Here is a 25,221-nt window from a genome sequence, read left to right as displayed (position 1 = left end):
AGTACGCTATGGATTTACAAGCATTGGAACAGGAATTGAAAAGCTGCCAAAGCTGCCCGCTGCGCGGGGATGCTATTGCGCCGGTGGGCTGGTACGGCGATCCTCATAGCCCCATCGTTTTTGTGGGCGAGGGGCCCGGCGGTGTGGAGGATGATTACGGCTGCCCGTTGATTGGCCCTTCAGGACAGCTGTTGGATAAAGCGCTGTGGGCTGTAAAGATGACACGGGATAGAGTGCTGACGACTAATGTTATTAAATGCCGTCCCCAAAATAACCGCACGCCTGATATTGCCGAGGCGGATTTTTGCGCCAAAATGTGGCTGGAGCGGGAGCTGGAAATTATTCAGCCCAAAGTAGTGGTGGCTTTGGGCAGCGTGGCGCTACACTTTTTAGGCAATCCCAATATGCGCATTACCCGCGACCGCGGCCAATGGTTCCGTACGCGGCAGGGCTTTGATTGCATTGCAACCTATCATCCGGCTTATCTGCTGCGGCTGACGGGCAGACAGCTCGTGGCGGCTAAATGGGACGTTTTCCATGATTTGGAGGCCGCGCGGGCAAGAACGCTGCAGCTGGCGCCGGATTGTAAGCTGATGTCCGAGGAAAAGACGGATTTATTTAAGCTTTTCAAAAAGCGGGTCAACGATTATTTGTGAAAATATTGTTCGGAAGGTGGCTGAATTTTTTCGGGTAACGAAACGATACGCAAAAAAATATCGACGGAAAGAAACCGCTCCGGCATACCGTAAAGCAGTATGCAGGAGCGGTGTTTGTTTTTACAGGCAGCAAGCGATTTGTTTTTAATTTACAGGATTTCGTTTTTTAGCAATGCGTCCAAGTCGCACACCTGCTGGCTGCCGCGGGTGCGGGCATAGAAGCGCAGAAAATGCTGCGCCGCTACGGACAGCGGGCGGTCCTTGACCTTGACTACGGTTTTATAGACGTCGGCGTTCAGGTCGGCTATCTTTTTGATAACGAAGCCTTCGCCCAAATCTTCGCCCGGCTCTACTGGGACAATGGAAATAGCCGCCTTAACCTGCGTCCAGGCCAGCGCCGTGCTGCGCGTGGTGCTGACGCAGGTGACGCGGGGCATAACTCCCGCCTGCTCGCAGCCCTTGAGGAAGATATCGGCAGACCCGGCGGAAAGGCTGATGGGAACATTATGCAGTTCCTTGAGCCCGACGCAGGGCTTATCGTCCTCTAAAAAAACAGACTCGTGATGAAAAACGGCGGCTAGTTCCTCGTCGCGGCGGAACAGTACTTCAAAATTGTCCTGGTGATTGACGGGAACGCTGAAAATGCCAAGCTCCGTAATGCCGTTGAGCAGCTGCTGGCTTTGCTCGTTGATGCTTGCTTCGTACAGCTCGCATTTTATATTGGGATACAGCTGGCAGAAGCCCTTGAGGGAGGATTCGATGAAAACGGGCGAGCGGGAATTGGCGATGCTGAAGCGCAGCGTGCCGATAACGCCGCCCATGATATTTTCAATTTCATTGCGGGCCAGGTCCTCAAGCGAGCACATATATTTTGCTTTCTGATAAAGGGCGCGTCCCGCTTCGGTCAACAGAATCTGACGACTGCCGCGCTGGGTGAGGATCAGCTTGGCGCCAAAGTAGTTTTCCAGATTGCGCAGCTGTTTGCTCAGCGCCGGCTGAGCGATATGCACATAATCGGAGGCTCCGGTAAAGCTGCCTGCTTCAACTATGGCAAGAAAGTTACGGTAGGTATCTAATTCCAAACGCTTCACCTCCAAAGTAATATATAAAAATAAATAGGATGATTTATTAATTTACTAAATCAGTTTAGCATATTGCTAAAAATAAAGCAACCTGCAAATGCAAATTCATTTGCAGTGAGAATTTACTGCTAAAGAACATATTACTTGGTTATAATTTTAATTCCTATTAGATATTTTTATTATTAAGATTTTTGTTGTATACTGTTACCAACAAAGGCAAAGAGCCTTGTGAATACAAATTGCAAGAATTTAGCAAAGGAGTAGATCGTCATGGAAGCAAAGCAAAACATTCAACAAAAAACCGGTGTGTACGCTTATCTGCAAAGAAAACGCAATGCGGCAGCTCAAGTATTTCCTCATCGTGGCCAGGATGCGGCAGACTTTATTAAACGCATTCAAGGCGCAAGGTTGTCCGATTCTTCCGTTAGAGCGCTGAAAAGGGGCTGATGGAAATGCAGCTGCAGGTATTGTTCAGTCGCTGGCTGAAAATCATGGATAGGGATTTTTACTGGAAGTATCTGAAGACAGTTCTGTTATAACGAATGCTACGATTAAATCGATATAGACCGGCTTGAGAAAGGTATTGTATCTCCCACCTCCTTGTATATCTTTCTCCAGCCGGTTTTTGCTTGCCTGTATTTATAAGTAACATATACTGATTTAAGAATAACTTTAATGCCAATCAGATATTTTTCTTATTTCGGAATATATTGTATAATCTATTTCAGTCAAGGGAAACTCTCTAATAACAGAAAGAAAGGAGTTGAATTTGGTGGATATAACTCTCATTATGGATAATGAAAATGAAAAGGAAGAATCAAAAATTCGGGAGTACCTGAGACAGGTGGATAAAAAGTTTTATTATCGCGCGATTGAAAACCGTAAGAAGGAAGGGCTGGTCTTTCCCCATCGCGGCGAAGATGGTAAGCTGTTCGCCAACACGTTCCAATACGTAAATCTTTTTAAAGACAAAAATAAACTGGAGGGATAGTATGAGTCCGGCAATTAAATGCTTAATTCTTTTGGCAGTAGTCGCTCTGCTCTTTGTCACTGAAATGGTTCCGTTGGCAATGACGGCAGTAATGGCGGCTGTAGCCTGCAGCGCTTTGGGTCTGGTACCAGAAAATCAAATTTTTCTGGGGTTGGCCGATTCTACCGTAGTTTTGTTCGGCGGTATGTTCGTGGTTGGCGCTGCCATGTTTTACACCGGTTTGGCACAGAAGATCGGCGGCGCTGTCGTTAAGCTGTTTGGCAAAGGCGAAAACAGCTTGATGTTCGGTATTATGGTTATTGCGGCTTTGATGTCCGCTTTTCTTTCCAACACCGGTACTACGGCTTGCTTGATTCCGGTAGTTCTGGGCATTTGCGCTAACGCCAAGCTGTCCAGCTCCCGCGAGCTGATGCCTTTGGCTTTCGCCGCAGGCTTGGGCGGCACTATTACCCTGATCGGCACGCCGCCTAACATTCTGGCTAACGTAGCCTTGAAAGCTGCCGGTATGGAAAACCTGCAATTCGGCTTCTTTGAATATGCTTACATCGGCATTCCCATTACGGTTGCCGGTATCCTTTATATGATGTTTGTTGGCAAATACTTCCTGCCCAACGATGTAGTCGAGGTTGAGGCTGATGTGGAGCAGGAGTTTGAAGCCAACGCTACCAGCACCAAAAAGCAGATCATCTGCGGCGTGATTATGGCAGGCGTTATCCTGTGCATGGCTACCAGCCTAGTACCCCTGGAGCTGGCTGCTGTTGTGGGAGCGGTACTGTGCGTACTGACAGGCTGCATCACCGAAAAGCAAGCCTATAATTCCATCGACTGGGTAACAATCTTCCTGTTTGCAGGCATGATTCCCGTAGCTAACGCTATGAATTCCAGCGGCGCAGGCAAGCTGATCGCTGAAGCTACCGTCAATATGATGGGCGGCGATCCTTCTCCCTACACTGTTACCGCCGTACTGTTCTGCTTGGCTGTGGTGCTGACTCAGTTCATGTCCAACACCGCGTCTAAAGCTCTGCTGTGCCCGGTTGGCATTGCGCTTTCCGCACAAATGGGCGCTTCTCCGAAGGCCGTGCTGATGGCTATCCTGATTGCTTCCAGCTGCGCTTTCGCTTCTCCTGTAGGCACTCCGCCGAATACCTTGGTACTGGGCCCCGGCAAATATAAATTCATGGACTATGTAAAATGCGGTTCCGGCTTGGTCGCCGTGTGCCTGGTAGTATCCATTCTGGTTATTCCGGTAGTATGGCCCTTCTTCCCAGCCGCTGGCGCAGCAGCCGCTGCCGCTTAAAGCGTATAAAACTTTTTCACAACAACATTTTTCTCCTTAAAAAATTTTCTTGAGATACAAATTTTACACTTGCTTGGATCAGACAAATCGATAGACGAATGCACAATACCTTCTTCTTGATATACTTGCTTAGGGGACATTGGCAAATATGTTAGGAGCTTTTTGCAAGACAGCCTTCTACTGCGTTGGACAGAGCGCGGCAGAAGGCTGTTTTATATTTTGCCGTTAGTAATTTGGTACTTGCGCATTGACGTGTTTCAGTCTTAATGATATACTAAAATTAACTTTAGCGATGAGTGAGCCTTGACTAACAAAGAAAAGGTTGCTGGAATTTGTTTGAGGACGCCGGGCAGAAAATGCTGGGCGCGATGAAAAATTTAAAGTAAAGTCAATTATATCATGGGCTTGACTAAGCCGATTACACAAATATGTTAATTTAACGGAAGCTGCTTTTGGCTTCTGAATATATTATACGAGGAGTACGAAGATGCAGGATATTTTAATTGTTTACGACAGCAAAACAGGCAATACGGAAAAGGTGGCTAAGGCTTTGGCCGAGGCCGCAGGCGCAAGAGCGCTGCTCTGCCGCTGTGACGAGGCTCCCGCCGCTGACGCTTTCAGCGTAGTTTTTGCCGGCTATTGGGTGGATCGCGGTATGCCCAACGCTAATATGCAGAAATATTTGCCGACGCTGAAGAATAAGAAGGTAGTTTTATTCCAAACCTTAGGCGCGGAGCCTAAGAGCGAGCATGCTATGGCCTCCGTTGCCAACGCGGGCAAGCTGTTGGACGAAAGCAACAGCGTACTGGGCGTTTTATCCTTCCGCGGCGCTATCGACCCGCAGCTTATCGCTATGATGCGCAAGATGCCCGCAGGCAGCCCGCATGCGCCCAATCCGGAAACGGAAGCTCGCTGGGCCGCTGCTGCCAGCCATCCCGACGCTCAGGATTTGCAGGAAGCGCGCGATTATATGACAAACTTCTTGGATATGTTCGAGCGTTTTTATAAGAATATGTAAAAGCTGCTGCGAAAGATATTTTATTATAATGATGTTAACGGCGCTCGTCTTAGGACGGGCGCTGTTTTTGCTTATAGCCATGGTTGCAGTTTCGCCGTATTGATGATATGATAAAAAATACGATAGAAATTTATAGTAGAATTTGAGCGGCGTGTATGCTTTTGCAGGCGGCATGGCAGGCTTTACAGGGAGAAAATTATGCAGCTAGTGGTAGATAAAATTGCCAAGGCCTTTGGCATTCATGAAATATTTAAAGACGTAAGCTTTATGATAGAAAAGGGCGAGCATGTGGGTCTGGTGGGCGTCAATGGCAGCGGTAAGACGACGCTGCTGCGCTGTTTGCTGCAGCCCGATTGGGTGGACGCCGGCAGTATAAAGTTTGAGCCGGGCATCAGCGTGGGCTATGTGCAGCAGGGCTTTGCCGAAATTCACGGCACAATATGGCAGTTTATGCTGGAGGCTTGTCCGGAAATTACGGAGCTGCGGCAGAAGCTGGCGCAGCTGGAAGCCGACTCTGCCGGGCTGCAGGGCGAGGCGCTGGACGCTTGCCTGGAGGAATACGGGCGGGTAACGAAGCGCTATGAATTTATCGACGGTTATAATTTTGAAAGCCGCATCAAGCGCGTGCTTATCGGCTTGGGTTATACGGAGGAGTGGTGGCAGCAGCAGGCCCTGACGCTGAGCGGCGGACAAAAGACCCGCTTAATGCTGGCGGCCGCTTTGGTACGCAATCCCGATTTTATGATTTTGGACGAGCCCACCAACCATTTGGATATTGTGATGACCCAATGGCTGGAAAAATATTTGCAGGAATTTAAAGGCGGACTGCTGGTAGTCAGCCATGACCGCGCCTTTCTGGATAATGTGGCGGTGCGCATTTTGGAGATGGAAGGCGGCAAGTTACAATCCTTTAAGGGCAATTACAGCCGCTATTTGCAGCAGAAGGCTGTTCAGACGGCGACGCTGGAGGCGGCGTATAGCGCGCAGCAGGATTATATCGCGCGCACGGAGGCCTATATTCGCCGTTTTAAGGCGGGCATTAAAAGTAAAATGGCGCGGGGGCGGCAGTCACAGCTGGACCGCATGGAACGCATGGACGCGCCGGTGCGGCACGAGGAATTTGAGCTGCGTTTGCCGCCTGCGGCTGAATGCGCCGAGCGCGTTTTAATTATGGAGGATTTGACCATTGGCTACGGCGAAAAAGTTTTAGCCAAGGGTATTAACCTGACGCTGCGGCGCGGAGAAAAAACGGCGCTGCTGGGCGCTAACGGCACGGGCAAGACAACTCTGCTGCGCACTATTTTAGGCGAGATTGCGCCGCTCAAGGGCAGGGCGAAAATTGGCAACCGGGTGCAGGTGGGCTATTTTTCTCAAAGCTATGAGCGGCTGGACTCCAGGCAAACGCTGCTGGAAAATTTTGTTATTGAATACGGCTTTACGGAGGAGCATACGCGCTCGATGCTGGGCGGCATGCTTTTTCACGGGGACGATGTGTTTAAGCGTATCGGCGAACTGAGCGGTGGGCAGAAGGCGCGGCTGGTTTTGCTCAAGCTGGTATTGGACGGCGCTAACTGTTTAGTGCTGGACGAGCCTACTAACCATTTGGATATTATGGCGCGGGAAACGGTGGAGGCGGCGCTGGCGGCCTTTGACGGCACGGTTTTGCTGGTCAGCCACGACCGTTATTTTGTCAACGAGGTGGCAGACCGCATTTGGGAAATCGAGGACGGGCAGGTCAAGGATTATAAAGGAAATTACGAATTTTATTTGGAAGAAAAGCAGCGGCTGGCGCAGACCGAGGCCGAAGCGGCTGCGGAATTGGCCAAAGCGCAGGAGGCGGCGCAGCGGGCTGGTAAAGCACCAGCTGCTGTACAGACTGCGGTAAAAAAAGCGGAGGCTAAACCCAAGCGTTACAGCGCTGAGGAGGCGGCTAAGCTGCTGCCCAAGGTGGAGCTGCAGATTCGCGAGCAGGAGGCCATGATGGGGCTTTTGGAAAAGCAAATGGCCGACCCGGCTAATCACGCCGACCCGGAGCATAGCGCGGCAATGGCGGCGGAGCATACGGCTTACGAAAATAAAATCGCGGAGCTGATGGAAAAATGGGAAGCGCTGATGGAAGCGGCGGAGGAGTGAGCATGAACCACGAGCATTATATGCAGCTGGCCTTGGCGGAAGCGCGTAAGGCCGCGGAGCTGGGCGAAATTCCTATCGGTGCGGTGCTGGTGCATGACGGGCAGGTGATCGCGGCGGCGCATAATATGCGCGAGACCTGGCAGGACGGTACCGCTCATGCCGAGATGCTCGTCATTCGTGAGGGCTGCAAGCGGTTGGGCCGCTGGCGCCTGAGCGGCTGCACGCTGTACGTTACGGTGGAGCCGTGCCCCATGTGCAGCGGCGCAATTGTCAACAGCCGCGTCGATACGGTGGTTTACGGCTGCCCGGACGTGAAGGCAGGCGGCGCGGAATCCATCTTCAATATTATTACGAATCCTAATCTTAATCATTGCGCCGAGGTTATCGCCGGGGTGTGCGAGGAGGAATGCGCCCAGGTGATGAAGGATTTTTTTAAGCGGCGGCGGCAGGAAAATAAAGAGCGCAAAGCTGGCTCTTGCCAAAAGCAGTAATTTCAGCTATAATATTATTTCAATGGAGATGTAGCGAAGTGGTCATAACGCGGCTGACTCGAAATCAGTTTGCCGTTTACGCGGCACGTGGGTTCGAATCCCACCGTCTCCGCCAAAGAAAAAGCAATCCTGCGACGTGTGCCGCAGGATTTTTTGTATGACGATATAAATTGTAACCTTTTTAGCACTCCTTTTCCTGAAAGCCTAGCAATTTGGTAAAATATATCGTTACGTTTGCAAAATAAGAGCTTAACTGCTACAATAGCTATCAAATATGTAAAAATAAGGGAGAGGCGCGTAATGGGTTCTATAAAATTAACTGACATTTTTAACAGCGATAAGGTTTGTATTTCCTGCGAAGTTTTTCCGCCTAAGCAGGGCACGGAGCTGCAGAACAGCTTGGGCATTGTAAAAAGAATTACGGAGGCGCGGCCCTCCTACATCAGCGTTACCTACGGCGCAGGCGGCAGTACCGTGGGCTATTCCGCAGCGTTGGCTAAAGAGGTGCAGAGCTATGGCCTTCCGGCCTTGGCGCATTTGACCTGCGTACAGGCTGACGAAGCTAAAATAACCCGGGTGCTGGGCGAAATGAAAAATAACGGCATTCAAAATATTTTGGCGCTGCGGGGCGATATTCCGTCAGGCGCACAGGGAACCGGCGGCTGCTTTGCCCATGCCAGCGATTTGATGCGCTTTATTAAAAAGCAGGGCGATTTCTGCGTCGGCGGTGCCGCTTATCCCGAAGGTCATCCTGAATCGGGCAGCATGGCGCGGGATATCGATAACACTAAATATAAAGTCGAAGCCGGCGTGGACTTTTTGGTAACGCAGATGTTTTTTGATAATACCATCCTTTATAATTATATGTTCCGGCTGCTTTCGGCAGGCATTAACGTGCCCGTAGTGCCGGGCATTATGCCTGTGACCAACGCTAATCAGATTAACCGTATCTGCCAGCTGAGCGGGACGAAGCTGCCGCCGCAATTCCGCGCGATGGTGGAAAAATTTGCCGACAAACCGGTGGCTCTGCAGCAGGCGGGCATTGCTTACGCTACGGGTCAGATTATCGATTTGGTGGCCAACGGCTTTAATCATGTACATATTTACACTATGAACCGCCCGGAAATTATCGGCGGTATTATGCGTAATCTGTCGGAAATTGTAAAATAAGGTGATGTACTGTGGACTTTAATAGAAGAGAGGCGCTGCGGTATCTGCGGGCGGATATGCGCGACGAAGCGTCCGGCGTGCTGGTGGATACGGTGTATCTGAAGCTGCGCAACGAGGTGCAGGCGCGCCATGTTCTGCAAAAGCACAGGGTGCAGGTGGACGCGGAGGGCGTAACTCTGGACTGCGGTGTGCGTTTGACCTCCCGCGACCTGGCGCGGCATTTGCAGGGCTGCGGCGAGGCGCTGCTGCTGGGCGCGACGCTGGGCAGCAGGGTGGACGTGGCTATTCGCCGTCTGGCCTTGGGCAGCGTGGCCGAAGGCGCGGCGGCTCAGGCTGTGGCTGCGTCGCTGATTGAAAGCTATTGCGACCAAGTGCAGGCTGCGGCGGATACCGGCGGCTTGGCCCAACGCCCGCGTTTTTCCCCGGGCTACGGCGATTGGGATTTGCAGGAGCAGCGGTTGCTCTTTCCCGTTTTAAACTGCGCTAAGCTCATCGGCCTGGCGCTGACCGACGGCTTGATGATGGCTCCGTCCAAATCGGTAACGGCGATTATCGGCCTGTCGGAAAAAACGGAATGCGTTTGGAACAGGTGTATGACGTGCGGCAACATAAACTGCCCTTATAGGGAAAATGGGGTATAAAGATTTATAGATTTATTGACTGTTTTACTTATTTCTCCCCCAGTCACCTTTCGGTGACAGCCCCCTCTTAGAGGGGGCAAGAAAAATTAGTGCTTAAACATTACTTTTGCTCCCTCTTTGAGGGAGCTGGCATTTTGCGTAGCAAAATGACTGAGGGAGTTAGTCTTTTTCATAAGTCGACATATTAAACAACGAGGAGAAGAAAAGGAAATATGAATTTTAAGGAACTATTAGGTAAGCAAATGCTGTTTTTTGACGGCGCGACCGGCACCCAATTACAAGCGCGCGGCCTGCAGCCCGGCGAACTGCCGGAAAGCTGGAATTTTCTTCATCCGGAAATCGTCGAGACTGTCCACCGCGGCTATCTGGATGTGGGCTCCAATATTGTAAAGTCCAATACCTTCGGCGCTAACCCCATTAAGCTGAAAGGAACGGGACTGGACTGCAAGGAAACTATCGAGGCGGCTGTGGCTATCGCCAAGAAAGCCTGCGGCGGCCGGGAAAATAAATTTGTCGCTCTCAATTTGGGGCCGACGGGCAAGCTGTTGGCTCCCTACGGCGATTTACCCTTTGAAGAGGCTGTGGCAGCCTACGGCGAAATGGTGCGCTACGGCGCGGCTGCCGGAGCCGATTTGATTTTAATAGAAACCATGAGCGACACCTATGAACTCAAGGCTGCCGTTTTGGCTTCTAAGGAAAACTGCGATTTGCCGGTTTGCGTGACGATGACCTTCGACGAGGACGGCAAGCTGTTGACCGGAGCTACCGTGGAAGCGGCGGCGCTGATGTGCGAGGGCCTGGGCGTGGACGCCGTAGGCTTTAACTGCGGCCTGGGGCCGGTGCAGGTGGGCAAGCTGCTGCCGCAAATGCTGGCGGCGACGAGCCTGCCCGTAATTATCAACCCTAACGCCGGTTTGCCCGTGCAGCGCGACGGCAAGACCTGCTTTGACGTAGGGCCGGAGGAATATGCCGAATTGATGTACGATTTAGCGCGGCAGGGCGCGAGCATCGTCGGCGGCTGCTGCGGTACGACGCCGCAGCATATTGCGGCGATGATTGCTAAATGTCGCGAATTGCCGCCCGGAGGACGTCGCGACTGCCGCTTGACGGCGGTATCTTCCTATGGACGGGCCGTGCATTTGGGCGAAGGGCCTGTTATCATCGGCGAGCGCATTAACCCGACGGGCAAAAAACGCCTGAAGGAAGCTTTAGCCAATAACGATTTGGATTATGTGTGCCGCCTGGGCTTGGAGCAAATCAACAGCGGCGCGCATATTCTTGACGTTAACGTGGGTTCTCCCGGTATCGACGAGCCTGCTATGATCGCTAAGGCCGTGCCGGCTTTGCAGGCTATTACCGATACGCCGCTGCAAATCGACACCTCTAATTACGACGCTATGGAAAAGGCGCTGCGCTTGTATAACGGCAAGCCCATGCTCAATTCCGTCAACGGCAAGGAAGATAGTCTGAACCATGTGCTGCCGCTGGCGAAAAAATACGGCGCAGTGCTGGTAGCTTTGTGCCTGGACGACGGCGGTATTCCCAGCACTGCGGCAGGACGCATTGCCGTGGCGGATAAAATTATCGCCCGCGCTGCCGCATACGGCATCGATAGCCGCAATATCGTAGTGGACCCTCTGGCGCTGACTATTTCCACCGGCGCGGAAAACGCCGCTATTGCCTGCGAGGTGATTCGCGCTATGAAGGCTCGTGGCATTAACACGGTCATGGGCGTGTCTAATATTTCCTTTGGCTTGCCGGGACGCGAGGCCGTCAACAGCGCTTTCTTTACGCTGGCTCTGGCGGCGGGGCTGTCCTGCGGCATTATAAATCCGCAGAGCAAGCCCATGCTGGACGCTTTTTACGGCTACCGTGCGCTGAGCGGCTATGATGCGGGCTGCAAGGAATATGTGCAGCGTTACGCCGACGCGCCTAAGGCTGCGGCGACTGCGGTCAGCGAAATGGGGCTTTACGACGCTATCGTCAAGGGTCTGCAGGGAGAAGCGCGCAAGGCTGCGGCCGCTGCTTTAACGCAGGAAGCTCCCTTGGAGGTTATCAATAAATATATGATTCCGGCGCTGGATTTTGTGGGCAATGGCTTTGAAAAGAAAACTATGTTCCTGCCCCAGCTTTTAATGAGCGCCGACGCCGCTAAGGCCGCCTTCGAGGTGATCCGCGACGCTGTGGGCGTAGGCGAAACTCAGGGCGAAACGGTGATTATCGCCACAGTACACGGCGATATTCACGATATCGGCAAAAATATTGTGAAAGTGCTGCTGGAAAATTACGGCTATCGCGTACTGGATTTGGGCAAGGATGTGCCGGTAAATACTATTGTAGAGGCGGCTCAGGCAAGCGGCGCTAAGGTGGTGGGCCTGTCGGCGCTGATGACGACGACCGTAGGCGCAATGGAGGAAACGATTGCGGAGCTGCGCAAGGTGAGCGACTGCAAGGTGGTCGTAGGCGGCGCGGTGCTGACGGAGGAATACGCCGCGTCCATCGGCGCTGAACATTACGCGCCCAACGCCGTCAGCGCGGTTAATTATGTGAACAGCGTCTTTGGAAAGTGAAAACGGCTAAAATTTTATGTGTGGTTCAAGTGAAGCGACGCAGATAATGGCAGAGCCGCGGGAGTCATGATATTAAGTGAATGCTTAGCGATTGCGGAGCCAAAGGCGAACGCAGAGCTTAGCAGAACTTATGCCCTTGTGGTATAATAATATCAGGATAAGCAAGGAGGTGCGCGGATGAATATTTACTTATGGCGTCATAACAAGACCTATCACAGTCACAGCATGATCGAGGAGCCCTGCGTAAACAACGAATTTTATCTTGATGCGTTGGCTATTGTGGTGGCTGCCGATATGGAGGAAGCGCTGAACAAGCTGGCGGAGCGGAACGCGGGCTGGCGCGTGGACGATTTGCGCGCCTTGCCCTGTCAGGTATTTCCTGCCGATAAAGCGGGCGTCGTCTTTACGGAGCTGCGCGGCATGATTAATCATTTGTGAGAACAAAAAACCTTCGGACAAAATTGGATAGCAGTCCTATTTTGTCCGAAAAGTAAAATATCACTATAAAACTAAAAGCCTGCCTCCGCAGTATTGGCGAAGGCAGGCTTTTGTTGCTAGTTTGTAAGATTCCTAAAGATATTCTGCTGTGTAGTTACTACTTGTACTATACTGCGGCTTTTTCTTTCCACATAGTTTGCAGTTGCAGTTTGTGCTCTGCGCAGTATGATAAATACATATTGATAAGCGTTTGATAAGGTATTCCTGTTTGTGCGGCTAGTTCTTTAAAATAAATAACGACAGAGCTGTCGAGATTCATCGTTACTTGTTTTTTTATACGTTTGGCATAAGGATTTTTAACAGAATTGGTGAAATCATATTCTTCTCTCATAATTACACCTCTTTTCATAAGAAATCATGATATTGACGGGCTTCCTTGGCAGTAGCTTTTCGTGCCGAAATAATTCTGATTACAGAGTCATTCTTCCTGTAGCAATGACAAACGACCAAAAGATTTGCTTTTATGCTAAAGCCTAAAATAATAAATCTTTCCTCCTGTTCTGAATGGTCTGGGTCCGTAATTATCCTTGCTTCGACATCTTCAAAAACGGTTTGCGCTTCTTCAAAGGAAATTTTATGTTTCTTTTTGTTGATGGAATTTTTATTTTCATCCCACTCGAAATATAATTCTTCCATACTTATATTATAATTATAAAATAAGTATAAGTCAAGAGGTTGGAGATGAACGGTTTTTGTGTAATTATGCCAGGTAATTTTAATTGCTTTAATATAAAAAGCCCGCCTCCACAGTATGCGCGAAAGCAGGCTTTGACTATTTATGCTGTTATTACGTAGCGCTGGCCGCTTTACCAAACGCTTTGCAGAAGCGGCAGCAGCAGGGGCGCAAAGATGGAGGTGGCAATGCCCGTCAGGGCGATAGCCACACCGCCGATGGCCAGCTGCATAGCGCTGACGGCGGCGCAGGCGCTGGTGCCAATGCCGTGGCTGGACGCGCCGATGGCCAGCCCTGCGGCCAAGTCGCTTTTAATGCCGAAGACAGCCAGCAGCTTGTGATTAAAGGTAGCGCCTAAAATACCTGTAAAGATAACGGCGGCGGTGGTAAGCGCCGGGATGCCGCCGATGGTCTTGGATACCTCGATGGCGATGGGCGTGGTTACTGATTTAGGCAGTAGGCTTAAAAGTACCTGGTCGCTGGCGCCCAGTCCTTTGGCGCAGACGTAAATGGCAATAATCGCAACGACAGTCGCTAATGTTATGCTGCTGATGATAGCCGCAGCGTTTTGGACAATAACCGCACGGTTGTTATACAGCGGCAAGGCCAGCGCGATAGTCGCAGGCCCCAGCAGAAAATTAATAAAATCTGCACCGGCTGCATAATGCTCGTATTCCACGCTGGGGCAGAAAACGATGACGGCGATAATGACGGGGCAGGCGAGTAAAATAGGCGGAATGACGCTGAGCCTTAACCGGTCGACGATAATTTCGCTGATGGCGTACACGATAACGGTCAGGCCGATGCCGAAAAGGGGCGAGTTGATTAAAGCTTCGGGAAACATGTCAGCGGTCTCCTTTTTTTAATAAAAATTCCAGAAACAGAGCGGTGCCTGCCAAGACGGCCAGACTGCCGGTAATAATGGTTGCAAGTATCGGCAGCCATTCGGCTCTGATAACGTCGGCATAGAGCATGACGCTGACCCCGGCCGGCAAAAAGAGCATACCCATTTTAGAAATGAGAATATCGCAGACGTCTTCTATGGAAGATGCGGGAATAATTTTACCGCATAGCAACGCCGTTAAAATCAGCATTCCTAAAAGGGACGGCGGAAAGGGCAGGCCGATAGCGTTGATGATGATTGTAGATATCCATTGCAGTAAAAGCAAAAAAGCGGTACCCCTGAGCAGGGATGTGGGTGACATAATAATTTTTCCTCCTCTATAGCAAAAAGCATGTTCCATTGTGACATACTCATATATCATTGTCAAGGAAAAGAGGCGAATATTTCACGGATTTAACAAAATCTCCTATTTGACTTTTTGACTTTTACTGTTATAATATCAAGTGTAAGGACTTTAAAGCAAGCGGCGAGGATTAACCTGCCGCAGTGTATAGAGGAGGTTATTGAGATGAATGAACGCTATAGCGAAGAGGTAAAGGCGATTTTAGAAGCGGCGCAGCAGCAGGCCGTGATGAATTATCATCAGGAGCTGACTTGCGCTCATGTTCTGGCAGCTTTGTGCGGCAGCGACGGCTTTTTTAAATATTTGCTGCAAAGCCTGCATATCGACGAGAACGCTTTTGCTAGGGAGGCCAAGGCGCTGGTGCAGAAAATTCCCGGCGTGAAGGGGCAGGACCGCCAGCTGGTAATGGGCACCGGCTTTGCCAGAGTGATGGCTATTATTGGCCAGGGGCAGCAGGAAATTACCGTGGGCGCGCTGGTTGCGGCGCTGGCCAGCGACGGCGACAGCGACGTTGTGGCTTTGCTGCGCAAGTACGGTATCGATAAGAAGAAGGTGGAGGCAGCTTATATGCAGTATCAAAATACCGCAGCTGACGACGAAACGAAAAAAACCTTGGAAAAATATGGTCAGGATTTAACTGCCAAGGCCAGCGACGGCAAGCTGGACCCGGTTATTGGCCGCGACGAGGAAATTCGCCGCGTGGTAGAAATTTTGAGCCGCCGCAAGAAGAATAATCCTGTGCTGATCGGCGAGCCCGGCGTCGGCAAGACAGCTATTGCCGAAGGCTTGGCGCGGCGTATTGTGGCTGGCGACGTACCTGAAAGCCTGAAGAACAAGACGCTGTATGCTTTGGATTTGGCCGCTCTGGTGGCCGGCGCTAAATACCGCGGCGAATTTGAAGAGCGTCTGAAAAAGGTGCTGAAGGCTGTCAGCGACAGCGCAGGCCAGATTATTATGTTCATCGACGAGCTGCACACCGTAGTGGGCGCAGGCGCTGCCGAGGGCGCGATGGACGCGGGCAATATTTTAAAGCCTATGCTGGCGCGCGGCGAGCTGCGCTGCATTGGCGCTACTACGCTGAACGAATATCGCAAATATATTGAAAAAGACAGCGCTTTGGAGCGCCGTTTCCAGCCGGTTATGGTTAAGGAACCGGGCGTGGAGGACACGATTTCCATCCTGCGCGGCCTGCGTGAGCGTTACGAGGTGCATCACGGCGTAAGAATTAAGGACGCCGCACTGGTGGCCGCCGCCGTGCTGTCCAACCGTTATATTAACGACCGTTTTCTGCCGGATAAGGCTATCGATTTGGTGGATGAGGCTGCCGCCCGCTTGCGCACGGAAATAGATTCTCTGCCGACGGAGCTGGACGAAAGCAAGCGCCGTATTTTGCAGCTGGAAATTGAAGCTCAGGCCTTAGGCAAGGAGGACGACGACGCCTCCAGGGAGCGCCTGCAAAAGCTCAACGAGGAGCTGGCTAAGCTGCGCCAGGCTAACGACGAGTTGGTTAAGCGTTGGGACGCTGAAAAGGCTGCCATCGCCCGCGTGCGCGAGGTGAAAAAAGAAATCGACGACGTTAAGCAGCAAATGGAGCAAGCCGAGCGCAATTACGATTTGAACAAGCTGGCCGAGCTGAAATACGGCCGTCTGCCGGCTTTGCAAAAAGAGTTGTCCGCGCTGTCCCGCAAGGACGAGGCCGGTAACGATAACGTATTATTAAAGGAAGAAGTGGACGAGGAGGATATTGCCAGAGTGGTAAGCACCTGGACCGGTATTCCCGTTTCCCGTTTGGGCAGCGGCGAGCGCGATAAATTAGTGCATCTGGAAGAAATCCTGCACCGCCGCGTTATCGGTCAGGACGAGGCCGTTAAGGCCGTCAGCGAGGCCGTTATCCGCGCCCGCGCAGGCATTAAGGACCCCAACCGTCCGATCGGCTCCTTTATTTTCCTTGGCCCTACCGGCGTCGGCAAAACGGAGCTGGCCAAGACTCTGGCCGAGGTGCTGTTCGACGACGAGCGCAATATGGTGCGCATCGATATGAGCGAATATATGGAGAAGCACACTGTATCCCGTTTGATCGGCGCGCCTCCGGGATACGTCGGCTACGACGAGGGCGGCCAGCTGACAGAGACTGTACGCCGTCACCCCTACAGCGTAATTTTGCTGGATGAAATCGAAAAGGCGCACGCCGACGTGTTCAACGTGCTGCTGCAGGTGCTGGACGACGGCCGCTTGACCGACGGGCAGGGTCGCAGCGTGGACTTTAAGAATACGCTGATTATTATGACCAGCAACTTGGGCAGCAGCGAAATTATGAAGAACCAGGGCAGCATGGACAGGGAGAAAATTCAGCAAATGCTCATGAACTTCTTCCGTCCGGAATTCTTAAACCGTGTGGACGACATTGTGGTATTTAAGCCGTTACAGGCCGAGCAGATCAAGGATATCGTTAAGCTGGTGCTGCATGAACTGGGCGAGCGCCTGAACAAGCAGCTGGAGTTGACGCTGACCGCTACGGACGAGGCTGTGGCTTATCTGGCGCAGGCAGGCTTCGACCCGGCCTTTGGCGCCCGTCCGTTAAAACGCCTCATTGTACACACCGTGGAAAATATTCTGGGACGAAAGATTGTGGCCGGTTAAATTAAACACGGCTCCAGGGCAGAGGTTGTCCTGCAGAACGGCGCTATCGACGTAGTCGTAAAATAAAGTATATCGCTTATAAATCCTGAAGGTTAGCTCGAAGCTGGCTTTCGGGATTTTTTTATGAAAAATATGAGCAATAAAAAAGACCGAAGGGCTATCGCTTTAGCCTTTCGGTCTCTGTTTATTTAAAATTATCTGTTGCTGGGGCGCAATTCCGGCGGCAGCAGCGGACAGCGTTCGTGGATTTTCTCGCTGACGGGATTAACGTGAACCATGCAGTGCTTAACCAGTGGGAAATTTGCTTCGATGGCGGTGTGTACCGTTTCGGCGATGGCGTGAGCCGCCAGCAGGGAAAGATTATCCTTAACGCTGATTTCTACGTCCACATAAAGGCGGCTGCCGAAAATGCGCGTGGTCAGGCTGTCCAAATGCTCTACGCCGGGAACGCGGGCAACTAAAGCTTCCAGCTTTTGCGTGGTTTCTTCGTCGCAGCTGCGGTCCACCATTTTATCCATAGCGTCTTTAAAAACTTCGTAAGCGGCATACAAAATCATTACGCAAATGACCATGCTGGCGATAGGGTCCAGCACGGGGTAGCCCATGCGCGCGCCCAAAATGCCCACGAAGGAGCCGATGGAGGACAAAGCGTCGCTGCGATGGTGCCAGGCGTCGGCCATCAGAGCGCCGGAATTAACTTTTTTGGCAGCGTTGCGCGTATACCAGAACATAGCTTCTTTAACTACGACGGAAATCAGCGCCGCCCACAGCGCTAGTTGACCGGGAACGACGAGCTCGGATGCGTCGGCGACAAAAACCTTTTCGTAGCCGCTGTAGCCGATGAGCAGCGCTACCAGCGTCAGCATAACGGACAAAATAATGGCGGCCACGCATTCCATGCGTTCGTGCCCGTATTGATGCTCGGCGTCGGACGCCTTGTTGGAAAGCTTAACTCCTGCCATCACCACAAAGGTGCTGAAAACGTCGGACGCGGAATGAATGCCGTCGGAAATCATAGCGGCGGATTGAGCCATAAAGCCCGCCGCCAGCTTGCCCAGCGAAAGAGCCAGGTTGGCAACGATGCTGTTGAAGGACACCACCATGGCGATACGTTCTTCTTCGTTACTAAAGTTCATACTAAAACCTCCTTGAAATAAGGGGCTGGCAATGCCAGCCGCAATGGTCTTTGCAAACAGGCAGGCGCGCATAGAAAAACGCCTGCGGAATAGTAATTAACTGTCCCGCAGACGTTGAAACGCTGTCTGCTGCCCCAAGGGGCCCGGCTGCAAAAACCCTTGCAGGTTTACCGCCTGATCAGTTTGTACTGTAGCTCAAATATCGCAGTGCAAAGAGATTATTTGTAGTATAAGCGGTTAGCCAAAGCTTTGTCAAGCATAATTTTTGAAATATTTTTCTTAAAGGTAAGCGTTGCTTTTGTCAGCCGCGCAGATATTTAATCGCGCTTTGCGCGGCGATAGCGCCGTCGTTGGTGGCCGTCACCACCTGCCGCAGCACCTTGTCGCAGACGTCGCCTGCGCCGAAGACGCCGGGAACGGCGGTGGACATATCGTTATTGACCGCCAAATAGCCGTATTGATTGGTAATGCCCAGCTGGCGGCAGAAATCCGTTACCGGGTCGGCGCCAATATACGGGAAAACGCCCTTCGCTTGCAAAATTTCTTCTGAGCCCGTGTTTTTGTTCAGCACGCGCACGCCGGCAACGCGATTATTTGCAATGAGTATTTCCTGGGGAATACGCCAGGGCAGCACGGTGATTTTAGGATGGGCGGTTACCTTATCCTGAATAATTTGCTCGGCGCTGTATTTATCGCTGCGGGCTAAGATAGTGATGTGAGAAGCGAACTCCGCCAGATACAGGGATTCCTCAAAGGCGGAATTGCCTGCGCCGATAATAATAACCGGCTTGTCGCGGTAAAAGGCGGCGTCGCAGACGGCGCAGAAGCTGACGCCGCGGCCGATCATTTCCTGCTCGCCGGGAATATGCAGCAGCCGTTCTACCGTACCGGTGGCGATAATAACAGCCGGAGCGCTGAACTGCAGCCCGCTGGCGCAGCTGACGCGGTGCAGCTTGCCCTCCTGGGTGATGGATTCGGCTTTTTCGTATAAATAGGTGGCGCCCAGCGCCATGGCCTGTTCGTAAATATCGTAGGCCAGCTGGGAACCGTTGACTTGTTTCAGGCCCGGCCAGTTTTCCAGCTCAAAGGTTTTGATGAGCTTGCCGCCGGGAGCGAAGGCCTCCAGCACCAGAATTTTCAAACCGGCGCGGCGGGCGTAAATTGCGGCGGTCAGTCCTGCCGCGCCGCCGCCGATGATAATTAAATCGTAATTTTCGTCGGGCGCGGCTTCCGTCGGCGGTTGGCTGCCTAAAAGCTTTTCCAGCCGCGGCTGCAAGCGTTCTAACGGCAAAAAGCCCGTGTAACGGGAGACTGTTTTTCCTTCCTTTACAAAGAACAAGCCGGGGATAATGGTAACGTCCATTTCCTCCGTTAGTCTCGGCTCCTGGTCGATATCGATTTTTACAATATCAATGCGCTCGCCCATTTGCTTATTTATATCGTCCAGCACGTAGCCTAACATTTTGCAGGGGCCGCACCATTGGGCGTAAAAATCGGCTAGAAAAGTTTTACCCTCCGCCAGCATTTTGCGGAATTGCGCGGCGTCTGCGTGCAGTATAGCCATAATATCAACTCCTTGTGTCGTTTTGATTCTGGTAACGCTTCTATGTATATTATAACCTAAAGTCTGAACTTTGCCATGCTGCGCCGGAAAATTTTGAGCGAGCGTCACATAAGTGAAATTTATGAAAAAAGTTACTTGCAATAATGTGCAAGGAATATTATAATATAGCTAGTAATCATTTCTGTTAAGAACGGCTAAGCGTTAAATACCGCAGTGCTTAATAGTTCTGATTGCGATAATTTACAGGAGTGTGATGAACATGAAAAAATCCTTAGTATTGGCTATGGCCATGGCATTGGGCGTTACCGCTTCCGCTTATGCAGCCAATCCGTTCAGCGATGTTCCTGCTGGTCACTGGGCTTATGACAGCGTCAATAAGTTGGCAGCAGCAGGCGTTATCGATGGTTACGGCGACGCTACCTTCGGCGGCGACAAGCTGATGACCCGTTATGAAATGGCTCAAATCGTTGCCAAAGCTATGGCAAGAGGCGCCAACGTCGATAAGCTGGCCGCTGAATTTGCCGATGAACTGGACACCTTGGGCGTGCGCGTTGCTAATTTGGAAAAGAAAGCCGACAATGTAAAGATTACCGGTGAAGTTCGTTTCCGTCATTTTGAGTACAGCGGTTCTAAGGAAAAAGCTAATGGTAATAACAGCACCGTAGCTCGTTCCCGTATTTACATCAATGGTCAAATCAACGATACTTGGTCTTACACCGGAATGCTGGAAAATATTGAGAAGTTCAGCCATAACTCTGTTGGTGAAGAAGATACTTCTTTCCAACGTGCTTTTGTAAACGGTAGATTGGGCGGCGTAAAAGTTACTGCCGGTCGTTATGCCGAGTTCTTGGAAGATGGCAATATTTACGATCATCGTGCCGATGGTATCGTTTTTTCCTATGGCAAGGATGTTAACTTAACTGCTGGTTTTGGTAAAGCGGCTAATAAAGCTGAGAGCGGTACTTCTGCAGGTACTTCCGCTGCTGGCGATATGGCTTATGGTGTTTTGTCCAGCAAATTTGGCGTAATTGACGCTCATGTGGGCTATTACAAATTTGATGATGTAAAGAAGTTCGGTCGTGACACTTCTATCGGTAGAGAAGGTCAAGATACTGAAATTTGGACCGTTGGAGCTGCCGTACCTATCGTTAAAGATTTGAAGTTGTCTGCTGTATACCTAAAATCTGATCTTGATAAAGATTACACTGGTAAATCCATTGACGACGACGGGTATGTAATCGGCTTGAATTGGAAAGGCGCTAAAGCTGCAAAAGCAGGTTCTTATGGCGTTTGGGCTAGATATTATGACCAAGCTGCCGGTACCGTTATCGCTCATACTATGAATGGTAATGCCGATGGTAATTTTGGTACTAATGGCTTCAAAGGTTATGGCGTTGGTTTGGATGTGACTTTGGCTAAGAATATTGTTGGTTCCGTTGAATGGTATGATTTGGAAGACAAAGATAATTCCAGCAATACTGATAGAACCTTGTACTCCACTGTTGTATTCAAATTCTAATCCCTTCCCAACAATACAACGCAAAAATTTCGCAAGCGGGACGGCGCAGCCGTCCCGCTTTTTTGCTGTGCGAAAGAGAAGATACTTAACTTAAAATTTGACTTTTAACATAATTTGAGTTAAAATGCAGAAAATAAGTTAAATGCGATGGGGTGCTGTTCTTTTAGTTCTTTCCAGGCTCCTCTGTAAGGGAAGCTAGCGCGCAGCGCCTGAGTGCTTTTCTACATCTATATAAATCGATGCAAAATGCAACGCAAAGCGTTGACGGTTTTTATTTTTGAGTTTATAATAATAAAAGAGATAGCTTGATGTTGGCGTGTCAGCTTTCTCCAAAGTGTAATATGTGTGAAAGAAGAGCTGCTTGCCAAGAGTGGCTCTATTTCATTTTATAAGCAAAATCTTACTTACAAGCAGAAATAATGGTGGCTACAAGGATACCGAATGCTATCATCAAAGATAGCGCTTCATATATTCTCACGGCTTACCACCTCCCCACCGACAGTGGAGAAGAACCGACCATCAAACTATCTCATGGGTACAATTATATCACAAGATTGTCTAAAGAAAAATGTTTTTTCTACGGGACGGCGCAGCCGTCCCGCTTTGTGTTGAAAACAACCTTGCAAATTACTTGACTTTTTAGAGCTTTTTTTTACAATATATTTAGAAAATCAGTGCAACTGATTGGGCTGGTCATAAGACCTGGGTCCATCACAGGCGGGGAAGTTCCCCGCCAATTTTTTTAGGCGGATAAAATGAAAATGAAGGAATTAAGTGTATTTATTGATGAATCTGGAGATTTTGGCGCTTATGAACCGCATTCTCCGTATTATATTATAACTATGGTATTCCATGTTCAGGACTCCTTAATTGAAGCGGCTATTATGAATCTGGAAAAAGAACTGTCTTATATAAACTAGTGAACATTATTTGGATTTTCTTCATTTTGATAATGTAAAGATTTATTATGATAATGGTCAAGTGGAAGTTAATAAAATTCTATCTTCTGTTTTTAATGCGTTATTACCAAAAGTTGAATTTCGTAAAGTTGTGCCTTCACAATATAAGTTATTTCAAGTTGCTGATTTACTTTGTACTATGTATTTGATTCAACTGAAATTAGAAAGCAATTTTCTTTCAAGGTCTGAAATATATTTTTTTGGTAATGAACGTGATTTAAAGAAGAATTATTTGAAGCCTTTGTCTAAGAAAAGTTGGATTTAAAATTTGGCGTTTATAGGCGGGACGGCGTGAGCCGTCCCACTTTTGTTTGCATTTGCGGAAGCAGAATAGCGATAAAGTCGGAAGTAACACCTTGATATTTTCGGAAGTTGGTGATAGTTTGTGCCTATCTATCCACAATTTGTCTGACAATTAGCTTGTAATTTATCGTATACATAAAAAACGCTGATTTGTAATAAAAGATAAAGAAAGCTATAATATAAATAGCAATTATTTCTGTTAAGAATAAAAGGCGTAAATGCAGGCGAACTTAATAGTATTGATTGCGATACTTTTGAGGAGTGTGATGAATATGAAAAAGCCGTTATTATTGGCTATGGCAATGGTATTGGGCGTTACTGCCTCCGCTTACGCAGCGAATCCCTTCAGCGACGTCCCGGCAGGGCATTGGGCTTATGATAGTGTGAATAAGCTGGCGGCAGCAGGCGTTGTCGACGGTTATGGCGACGCTGCTTTTGGCGGCGACAAGTTGATGACCCGCTACGAAATGGCTCAAATCGTAGCAAAGGCTATGGCGAAAGGGGCTGACGTGGATAAGCTGGCCGCTGAATTTGCCGACGAGCTGGATACCTTGGGCGTGCGTGTAGCCAATTTGGAAAAGAAAACAGATAACGTAAAAATAACCGGTAATATCCGCGCTCACTACGCTTCGTATAAAAATGCCGCTAAGCGTAACGGCAGCTACGGCTCCAAGCTGCGTACCCGCTTGTTCGTCAACGGACAGCTCAATGAAGATTGGACTTATACCGGGCGTATCGAGAATATCCAAAATTTCAGAAATAATACCGGCGATGAAAAAACAGACTTTAACTGGGCTTTTGTCAATGGTAAAATCGGCGGCGTGAACGTGCGCGCAGGCCGTACCTGGATTTATTTGGGCGACGGCAATATTTACGACGAGAATATGGACGGCGTGGTTCTGTCCTATGGCAAGGATGTTAAGCTGGAGGCCGTTTACGGCAAACCGACCGGCACTAATGATAAATTTGGCTGGAATTATGAAAGCTTGATTGGCGCGTCCTTGAGCGGCAATATTGATAAGCTGAATTTATCCGCCGGTTACTATCGTTTTGGTGCAGATGGAGATAATCCTTACACTGATAGCAAAGGTAATTTAAAGCATGTGCATGGGCAAAAATTAGAGGATAATAATATCTGGTATGTAGGCGCTAATTATTCTTTTGGTAAGGCCAACCTAGGCGCGTCCTATTACTATACGGATTTAGATAATAATTCGGACGAGGACGGCTATTCTGTGCAGCTTTCCTACGGCAAGGCGCGTCCTAACAAGGTCGGCAGCTTCGGCCTAGTTGCGCAATATATGGATTTGCCTGCTGGCGTAGCGGTAGCGCATACGATGAACGGCGACTATCCCTTCGCGTGGAGCAACGAGAATCCCAGCGTCGGCTTTGAGGGTTATAAGCTGGCCGGTTATTATACGGTGGCTAAGAATATGGTGGCTGGCGTAGAATGGTTTGACCTTGACCCGGACGATAACCAGGACGATTATAAAACGCTGTGGACGCAGCTCATTATAACTTTCTGATTTTGTTTTGACAAAAGCAATACGGAGAAAAATTGCAGGCAGGACTGCTTTGGCGTTCCTGCCTGCTTTTTTCTGTACATTAACGCCAAAGTGTTCAGTATCTTTGAAAACAAAAGAAAGAACATATGAGCAGATATTGACATATGACTAAAATGCGCTATAATAAAAGCATAGCATGAATGCGCACACTCTCACAAAATTTAAGTAACAGTGGAGGAATTACAGATGAAAAAATTATTGTTGCTTGTTTTTTGCGTACTTTTGGCGGTTGCCATGGCTGGGTGCGGCAACTCTTCTAAGGAGAAAGCTGCCGGTAAGATTTTAAAAGTGGCGACGGACGCTAATTTCCCGCCGTATGAATATTACCAGGAAAAGACTAAGGTTCACACTGGCTTCGATATCGGCTTAATGAACGCTTTGGCAAAAAGCATGGGCTACGACAAGGTGGAATACATCAACGTTGATTTTAAAGATATCCTGACCGGACTGAACGAGAAAAAATACGACGCCGCAATTGCCGGTATGACTATTACTCCGGAACGTGAAAAATTAGCTACTTTTACCGAGCCTTATGTTGCGGACAGTTACCGCATTATCGTAGCGAAGAACAAGAACGGTAAATTCTTAGTGAGCGGCAAAACAGTAGCAGTGGAAGAAGGCAGTTATTCTATGGAATTGGCTCGCCAGAACGGCGCCGCTAAGCTGCTGCCGGTAAAAGGCGTGGAAGAAACCTTAAAAGCCGTTAGCGAGGGTTTGGCTGACTGCGCCGTGGCTTCTTCCGTATCCGCAGGTTTTTTCATTGCGCACGGGTATGGCGACAAAGTGAAATTCGCCGATGAAAAAGAATTGCTCACCGATAATATCGGCATAGCTGTAGCTAAAGACAACAAAGCTTTGGCGGAAGATATGAATAAAGCGCTGGCAGAATTGCGCCGTAGCGGCGAGTATAAAAATATCTATAGTTCTTATTTCGGCGCCAATTAATCTTTTTCAGTAAGTTCTTAGCATAGAGATTATTTTACAGGCTTTTAGCTGCTTATACATACACACCCCCTACAACTTCATAGAATGCAAAACTAAAAAGCTGTCGCCCTTTGTCCAGGGGCG

Annotated in this window: 24 protein-coding genes, 1 tRNA gene, 1 pseudogene and 1 riboswitch; of the genes and pseudogenes, 18 read left to right on the top strand and 8 right to left on the bottom strand. The window is 49.7% G+C overall.

All coding sequences use genetic code 11. From position 1 onward, the window contains the following. The first annotated feature begins 8 nt into the window (after nucleotides 1–8). On the top strand, nucleotides 9–656 hold the full coding sequence (locus Q4E64_RS01845) for a uracil-DNA glycosylase family protein (protein ID WP_303165956.1): 648 nt from the start codon (nucleotides 9–11) through the stop codon (nucleotides 654–656). Nucleotides 657–805: 149 nt separating this feature from the next. Here the strand turns inward: Q4E64_RS01845 and Q4E64_RS01840 are convergent, their stop codons facing one another. Next, nucleotides 806–1,747, bottom strand: a complete 942-nt coding sequence (locus tag Q4E64_RS01840; protein ID WP_303165955.1) for a LysR family transcriptional regulator — start codon at nucleotides 1,745–1,747, stop codon at nucleotides 806–808. A gap of 261 nt (nucleotides 1,748–2,008) precedes the next feature. Here Q4E64_RS01840 and Q4E64_RS01835 point away from each other — a divergent pair, with 261 nt between their 5' ends. The 11 genes from Q4E64_RS01835 to Q4E64_RS01785 all read left to right on the top strand — a co-directional run bounded on the left by Q4E64_RS01835 (nucleotide 2,009) and on the right by Q4E64_RS01785 (nucleotide 12,487). Further along, nucleotides 2,009–2,185 carry a hypothetical protein gene (locus Q4E64_RS01835; protein ID WP_303165954.1) on the top strand — a complete coding sequence of 59 codons (177 nt, stop codon included), beginning with the start codon at nucleotides 2,009–2,011 and terminating at the stop codon, nucleotides 2,183–2,185. Nucleotides 2,186–2,528: 343 nt separating this feature from the next. Continuing rightward, on the top strand, nucleotides 2,529–2,729 hold the full coding sequence (locus tag Q4E64_RS01830; RefSeq protein ID WP_303165953.1) for a hypothetical protein: 201 nt from the start codon (nucleotides 2,529–2,531) through the stop codon (nucleotides 2,727–2,729). 1 nt (nucleotide 2,730) lies between these two features. Then, complete coding sequence (locus Q4E64_RS01825; RefSeq protein ID WP_303165952.1) at nucleotides 2,731–4,026, top strand: SLC13 family permease; 1,296 nt, start codon at nucleotides 2,731–2,733, stop codon at nucleotides 4,024–4,026. Nucleotides 4,027–4,513: 487 nt separating this feature from the next. Then, complete coding sequence (locus Q4E64_RS01820; RefSeq protein WP_303165951.1) at nucleotides 4,514–5,044, top strand: flavodoxin family protein; 531 nt, start codon at nucleotides 4,514–4,516, stop codon at nucleotides 5,042–5,044. A gap of 198 nt (nucleotides 5,045–5,242) precedes the next feature. Then, complete coding sequence (locus Q4E64_RS01815) at nucleotides 5,243–7,177, top strand: ABC-F family ATP-binding cassette domain-containing protein (RefSeq protein WP_303165950.1); 1,935 nt, start codon at nucleotides 5,243–5,245, stop codon at nucleotides 7,175–7,177. A gap of 2 nt (nucleotides 7,178–7,179) precedes the next feature. After that, nucleotides 7,180–7,668, top strand: coding sequence for a tRNA adenosine(34) deaminase TadA (tadA, locus tag Q4E64_RS01810; protein ID WP_303165949.1), 489 nt, complete (start codon nucleotides 7,180–7,182; stop codon nucleotides 7,666–7,668). 24 nt (nucleotides 7,669–7,692) lie between these two features. Beyond that, nucleotides 7,693–7,783, top strand: a tRNA-Ser gene (locus tag Q4E64_RS01805). Nucleotides 7,784–7,977: 194 nt separating this feature from the next. Then, nucleotides 7,978–8,838, top strand: coding sequence for a methylenetetrahydrofolate reductase (locus tag Q4E64_RS01800; RefSeq protein ID WP_368501482.1), 861 nt, complete (start codon nucleotides 7,978–7,980; stop codon nucleotides 8,836–8,838). A gap of 11 nt (nucleotides 8,839–8,849) precedes the next feature. Continuing rightward, nucleotides 8,850–9,479, top strand: coding sequence for a vitamin B12 dependent-methionine synthase activation domain-containing protein (locus Q4E64_RS01795; RefSeq protein ID WP_303165947.1), 630 nt, complete (start codon nucleotides 8,850–8,852; stop codon nucleotides 9,477–9,479). Nucleotides 9,480–9,691: 212 nt separating this feature from the next. After that, nucleotides 9,692–12,049 carry a homocysteine S-methyltransferase family protein gene (locus tag Q4E64_RS01790; protein ID WP_303165946.1) on the top strand — a complete coding sequence of 786 codons (2,358 nt, stop codon included), beginning with the start codon at nucleotides 9,692–9,694 and terminating at the stop codon, nucleotides 12,047–12,049. A gap of 177 nt (nucleotides 12,050–12,226) precedes the next feature. Continuing rightward, nucleotides 12,227–12,487: a hypothetical protein gene (locus tag Q4E64_RS01785; RefSeq protein WP_303165945.1), complete on the top strand. Its 261-nt coding sequence runs from the start codon at nucleotides 12,227–12,229 to the stop codon at nucleotides 12,485–12,487. A 166-nt stretch (nucleotides 12,488–12,653) separates the two neighbouring features. On the opposite strand, the gene Q4E64_RS01780 is transcribed toward Q4E64_RS01785, so the two are convergent. The 4 genes from Q4E64_RS01780 to Q4E64_RS01765 form a co-directional block, all read right to left on the bottom strand. Further along, nucleotides 12,654–12,878 carry a BrnA antitoxin family protein gene (locus tag Q4E64_RS01780; protein WP_303165944.1) on the bottom strand — a complete coding sequence of 75 codons (225 nt, stop codon included), beginning with the start codon at nucleotides 12,876–12,878 and terminating at the stop codon, nucleotides 12,654–12,656. Nucleotides 12,879–12,892: 14 nt separating this feature from the next. After that, complete coding sequence (locus tag Q4E64_RS01775; protein ID WP_303165943.1) at nucleotides 12,893–13,183, bottom strand: BrnT family toxin; 291 nt, start codon at nucleotides 13,181–13,183, stop codon at nucleotides 12,893–12,895. A gap of 170 nt (nucleotides 13,184–13,353) precedes the next feature. Continuing rightward, nucleotides 13,354–14,064 carry an LrgB family protein gene (locus Q4E64_RS01770; protein WP_303165942.1) on the bottom strand — a complete coding sequence of 237 codons (711 nt, stop codon included), beginning with the start codon at nucleotides 14,062–14,064 and terminating at the stop codon, nucleotides 13,354–13,356. Nucleotide 14,065: 1 nt separating this feature from the next. Beyond that, nucleotides 14,066–14,425, bottom strand: coding sequence for a CidA/LrgA family protein (locus Q4E64_RS01765; RefSeq protein WP_303165941.1), 360 nt, complete (start codon nucleotides 14,423–14,425; stop codon nucleotides 14,066–14,068). Nucleotides 14,426–14,632: 207 nt separating this feature from the next. Here Q4E64_RS01765 and clpB point away from each other — a divergent pair. After that, nucleotides 14,633–17,104: pseudogene (gene clpB, locus Q4E64_RS01760) on the top strand (ATP-dependent chaperone ClpB); the annotation flags it as partial. Nucleotides 17,105–17,301: 197 nt separating this feature from the next. Here clpB and Q4E64_RS01755 read toward each other — a convergent pair. Together Q4E64_RS01755 and Q4E64_RS01750 are read right to left on the bottom strand one after the other, a co-directional pair. Then, nucleotides 17,302–18,243: a cation diffusion facilitator family transporter gene (locus Q4E64_RS01755; protein WP_303165939.1), complete on the bottom strand. Its 942-nt coding sequence runs from the start codon at nucleotides 18,241–18,243 to the stop codon at nucleotides 17,302–17,304. A 98-nt stretch (nucleotides 18,244–18,341) separates the two neighbouring features. Beyond that, nucleotides 18,342–18,435: riboswitch (NiCo riboswitch) on the bottom strand. 109 nt (nucleotides 18,436–18,544) lie between these two features. Further along, nucleotides 18,545–19,807: an FAD-dependent oxidoreductase gene (locus Q4E64_RS01750; RefSeq protein WP_303165938.1), complete on the bottom strand. Its 1,263-nt coding sequence runs from the start codon at nucleotides 19,805–19,807 to the stop codon at nucleotides 18,545–18,547. Between the two features lie 259 nt (nucleotides 19,808–20,066). On the opposite strand from Q4E64_RS01750, the gene Q4E64_RS01745 reads away from it, so the two are divergent. Then, on the top strand, nucleotides 20,067–21,326 hold the full coding sequence (locus Q4E64_RS01745; protein ID WP_303165937.1) for an S-layer homology domain-containing protein: 1,260 nt from the start codon (nucleotides 20,067–20,069) through the stop codon (nucleotides 21,324–21,326). A 400-nt stretch (nucleotides 21,327–21,726) separates the two neighbouring features. On the opposite strand, the gene Q4E64_RS11425 is transcribed toward Q4E64_RS01745, so the two are convergent. After that, complete coding sequence (locus Q4E64_RS11425) at nucleotides 21,727–21,804, bottom strand: putative holin-like toxin (protein WP_368501481.1); 78 nt, start codon at nucleotides 21,802–21,804, stop codon at nucleotides 21,727–21,729. Nucleotides 21,805–22,081: 277 nt separating this feature from the next. On the opposite strand from Q4E64_RS11425, the gene Q4E64_RS01740 reads away from it, so the two are divergent. The 4 genes from Q4E64_RS01740 to Q4E64_RS01725 all read left to right on the top strand — a co-directional run bounded on the left by Q4E64_RS01740 (nucleotide 22,082) and on the right by Q4E64_RS01725 (nucleotide 25,098). Then, complete coding sequence (locus Q4E64_RS01740) at nucleotides 22,082–22,246, top strand: DUF3800 domain-containing protein (RefSeq protein WP_303165936.1); 165 nt, start codon at nucleotides 22,082–22,084, stop codon at nucleotides 22,244–22,246. 10 nt (nucleotides 22,247–22,256) lie between these two features. After that, the gene (locus Q4E64_RS01735; protein ID WP_303165935.1) at nucleotides 22,257–22,550 is read left to right on the top strand and encodes a hypothetical protein; all 294 of its coding nucleotides are present in this window, start codon (nucleotides 22,257–22,259) and stop codon (nucleotides 22,548–22,550) included. A 310-nt stretch (nucleotides 22,551–22,860) separates the two neighbouring features. After that, nucleotides 22,861–24,114: an S-layer homology domain-containing protein gene (locus Q4E64_RS01730; protein WP_303165934.1), complete on the top strand. Its 1,254-nt coding sequence runs from the start codon at nucleotides 22,861–22,863 to the stop codon at nucleotides 24,112–24,114. Nucleotides 24,115–24,339: 225 nt separating this feature from the next. Further along, complete coding sequence (locus Q4E64_RS01725) at nucleotides 24,340–25,098, top strand: transporter substrate-binding domain-containing protein (protein ID WP_303165933.1); 759 nt, start codon at nucleotides 24,340–24,342, stop codon at nucleotides 25,096–25,098. Nucleotides 25,099–25,221: the final 123 nt, after the last annotated feature.

This window comes from Phascolarctobacterium sp., from assembly GCF_030531065.1.
Classification (GTDB): Bacteria; Bacillota; Negativicutes; order Acidaminococcales; family Acidaminococcaceae; genus Phascolarctobacterium_A.
Note: the sequence above shows the minus strand (reverse complement) of the source record. Positions and strands in the feature narration are given on the sequence as shown.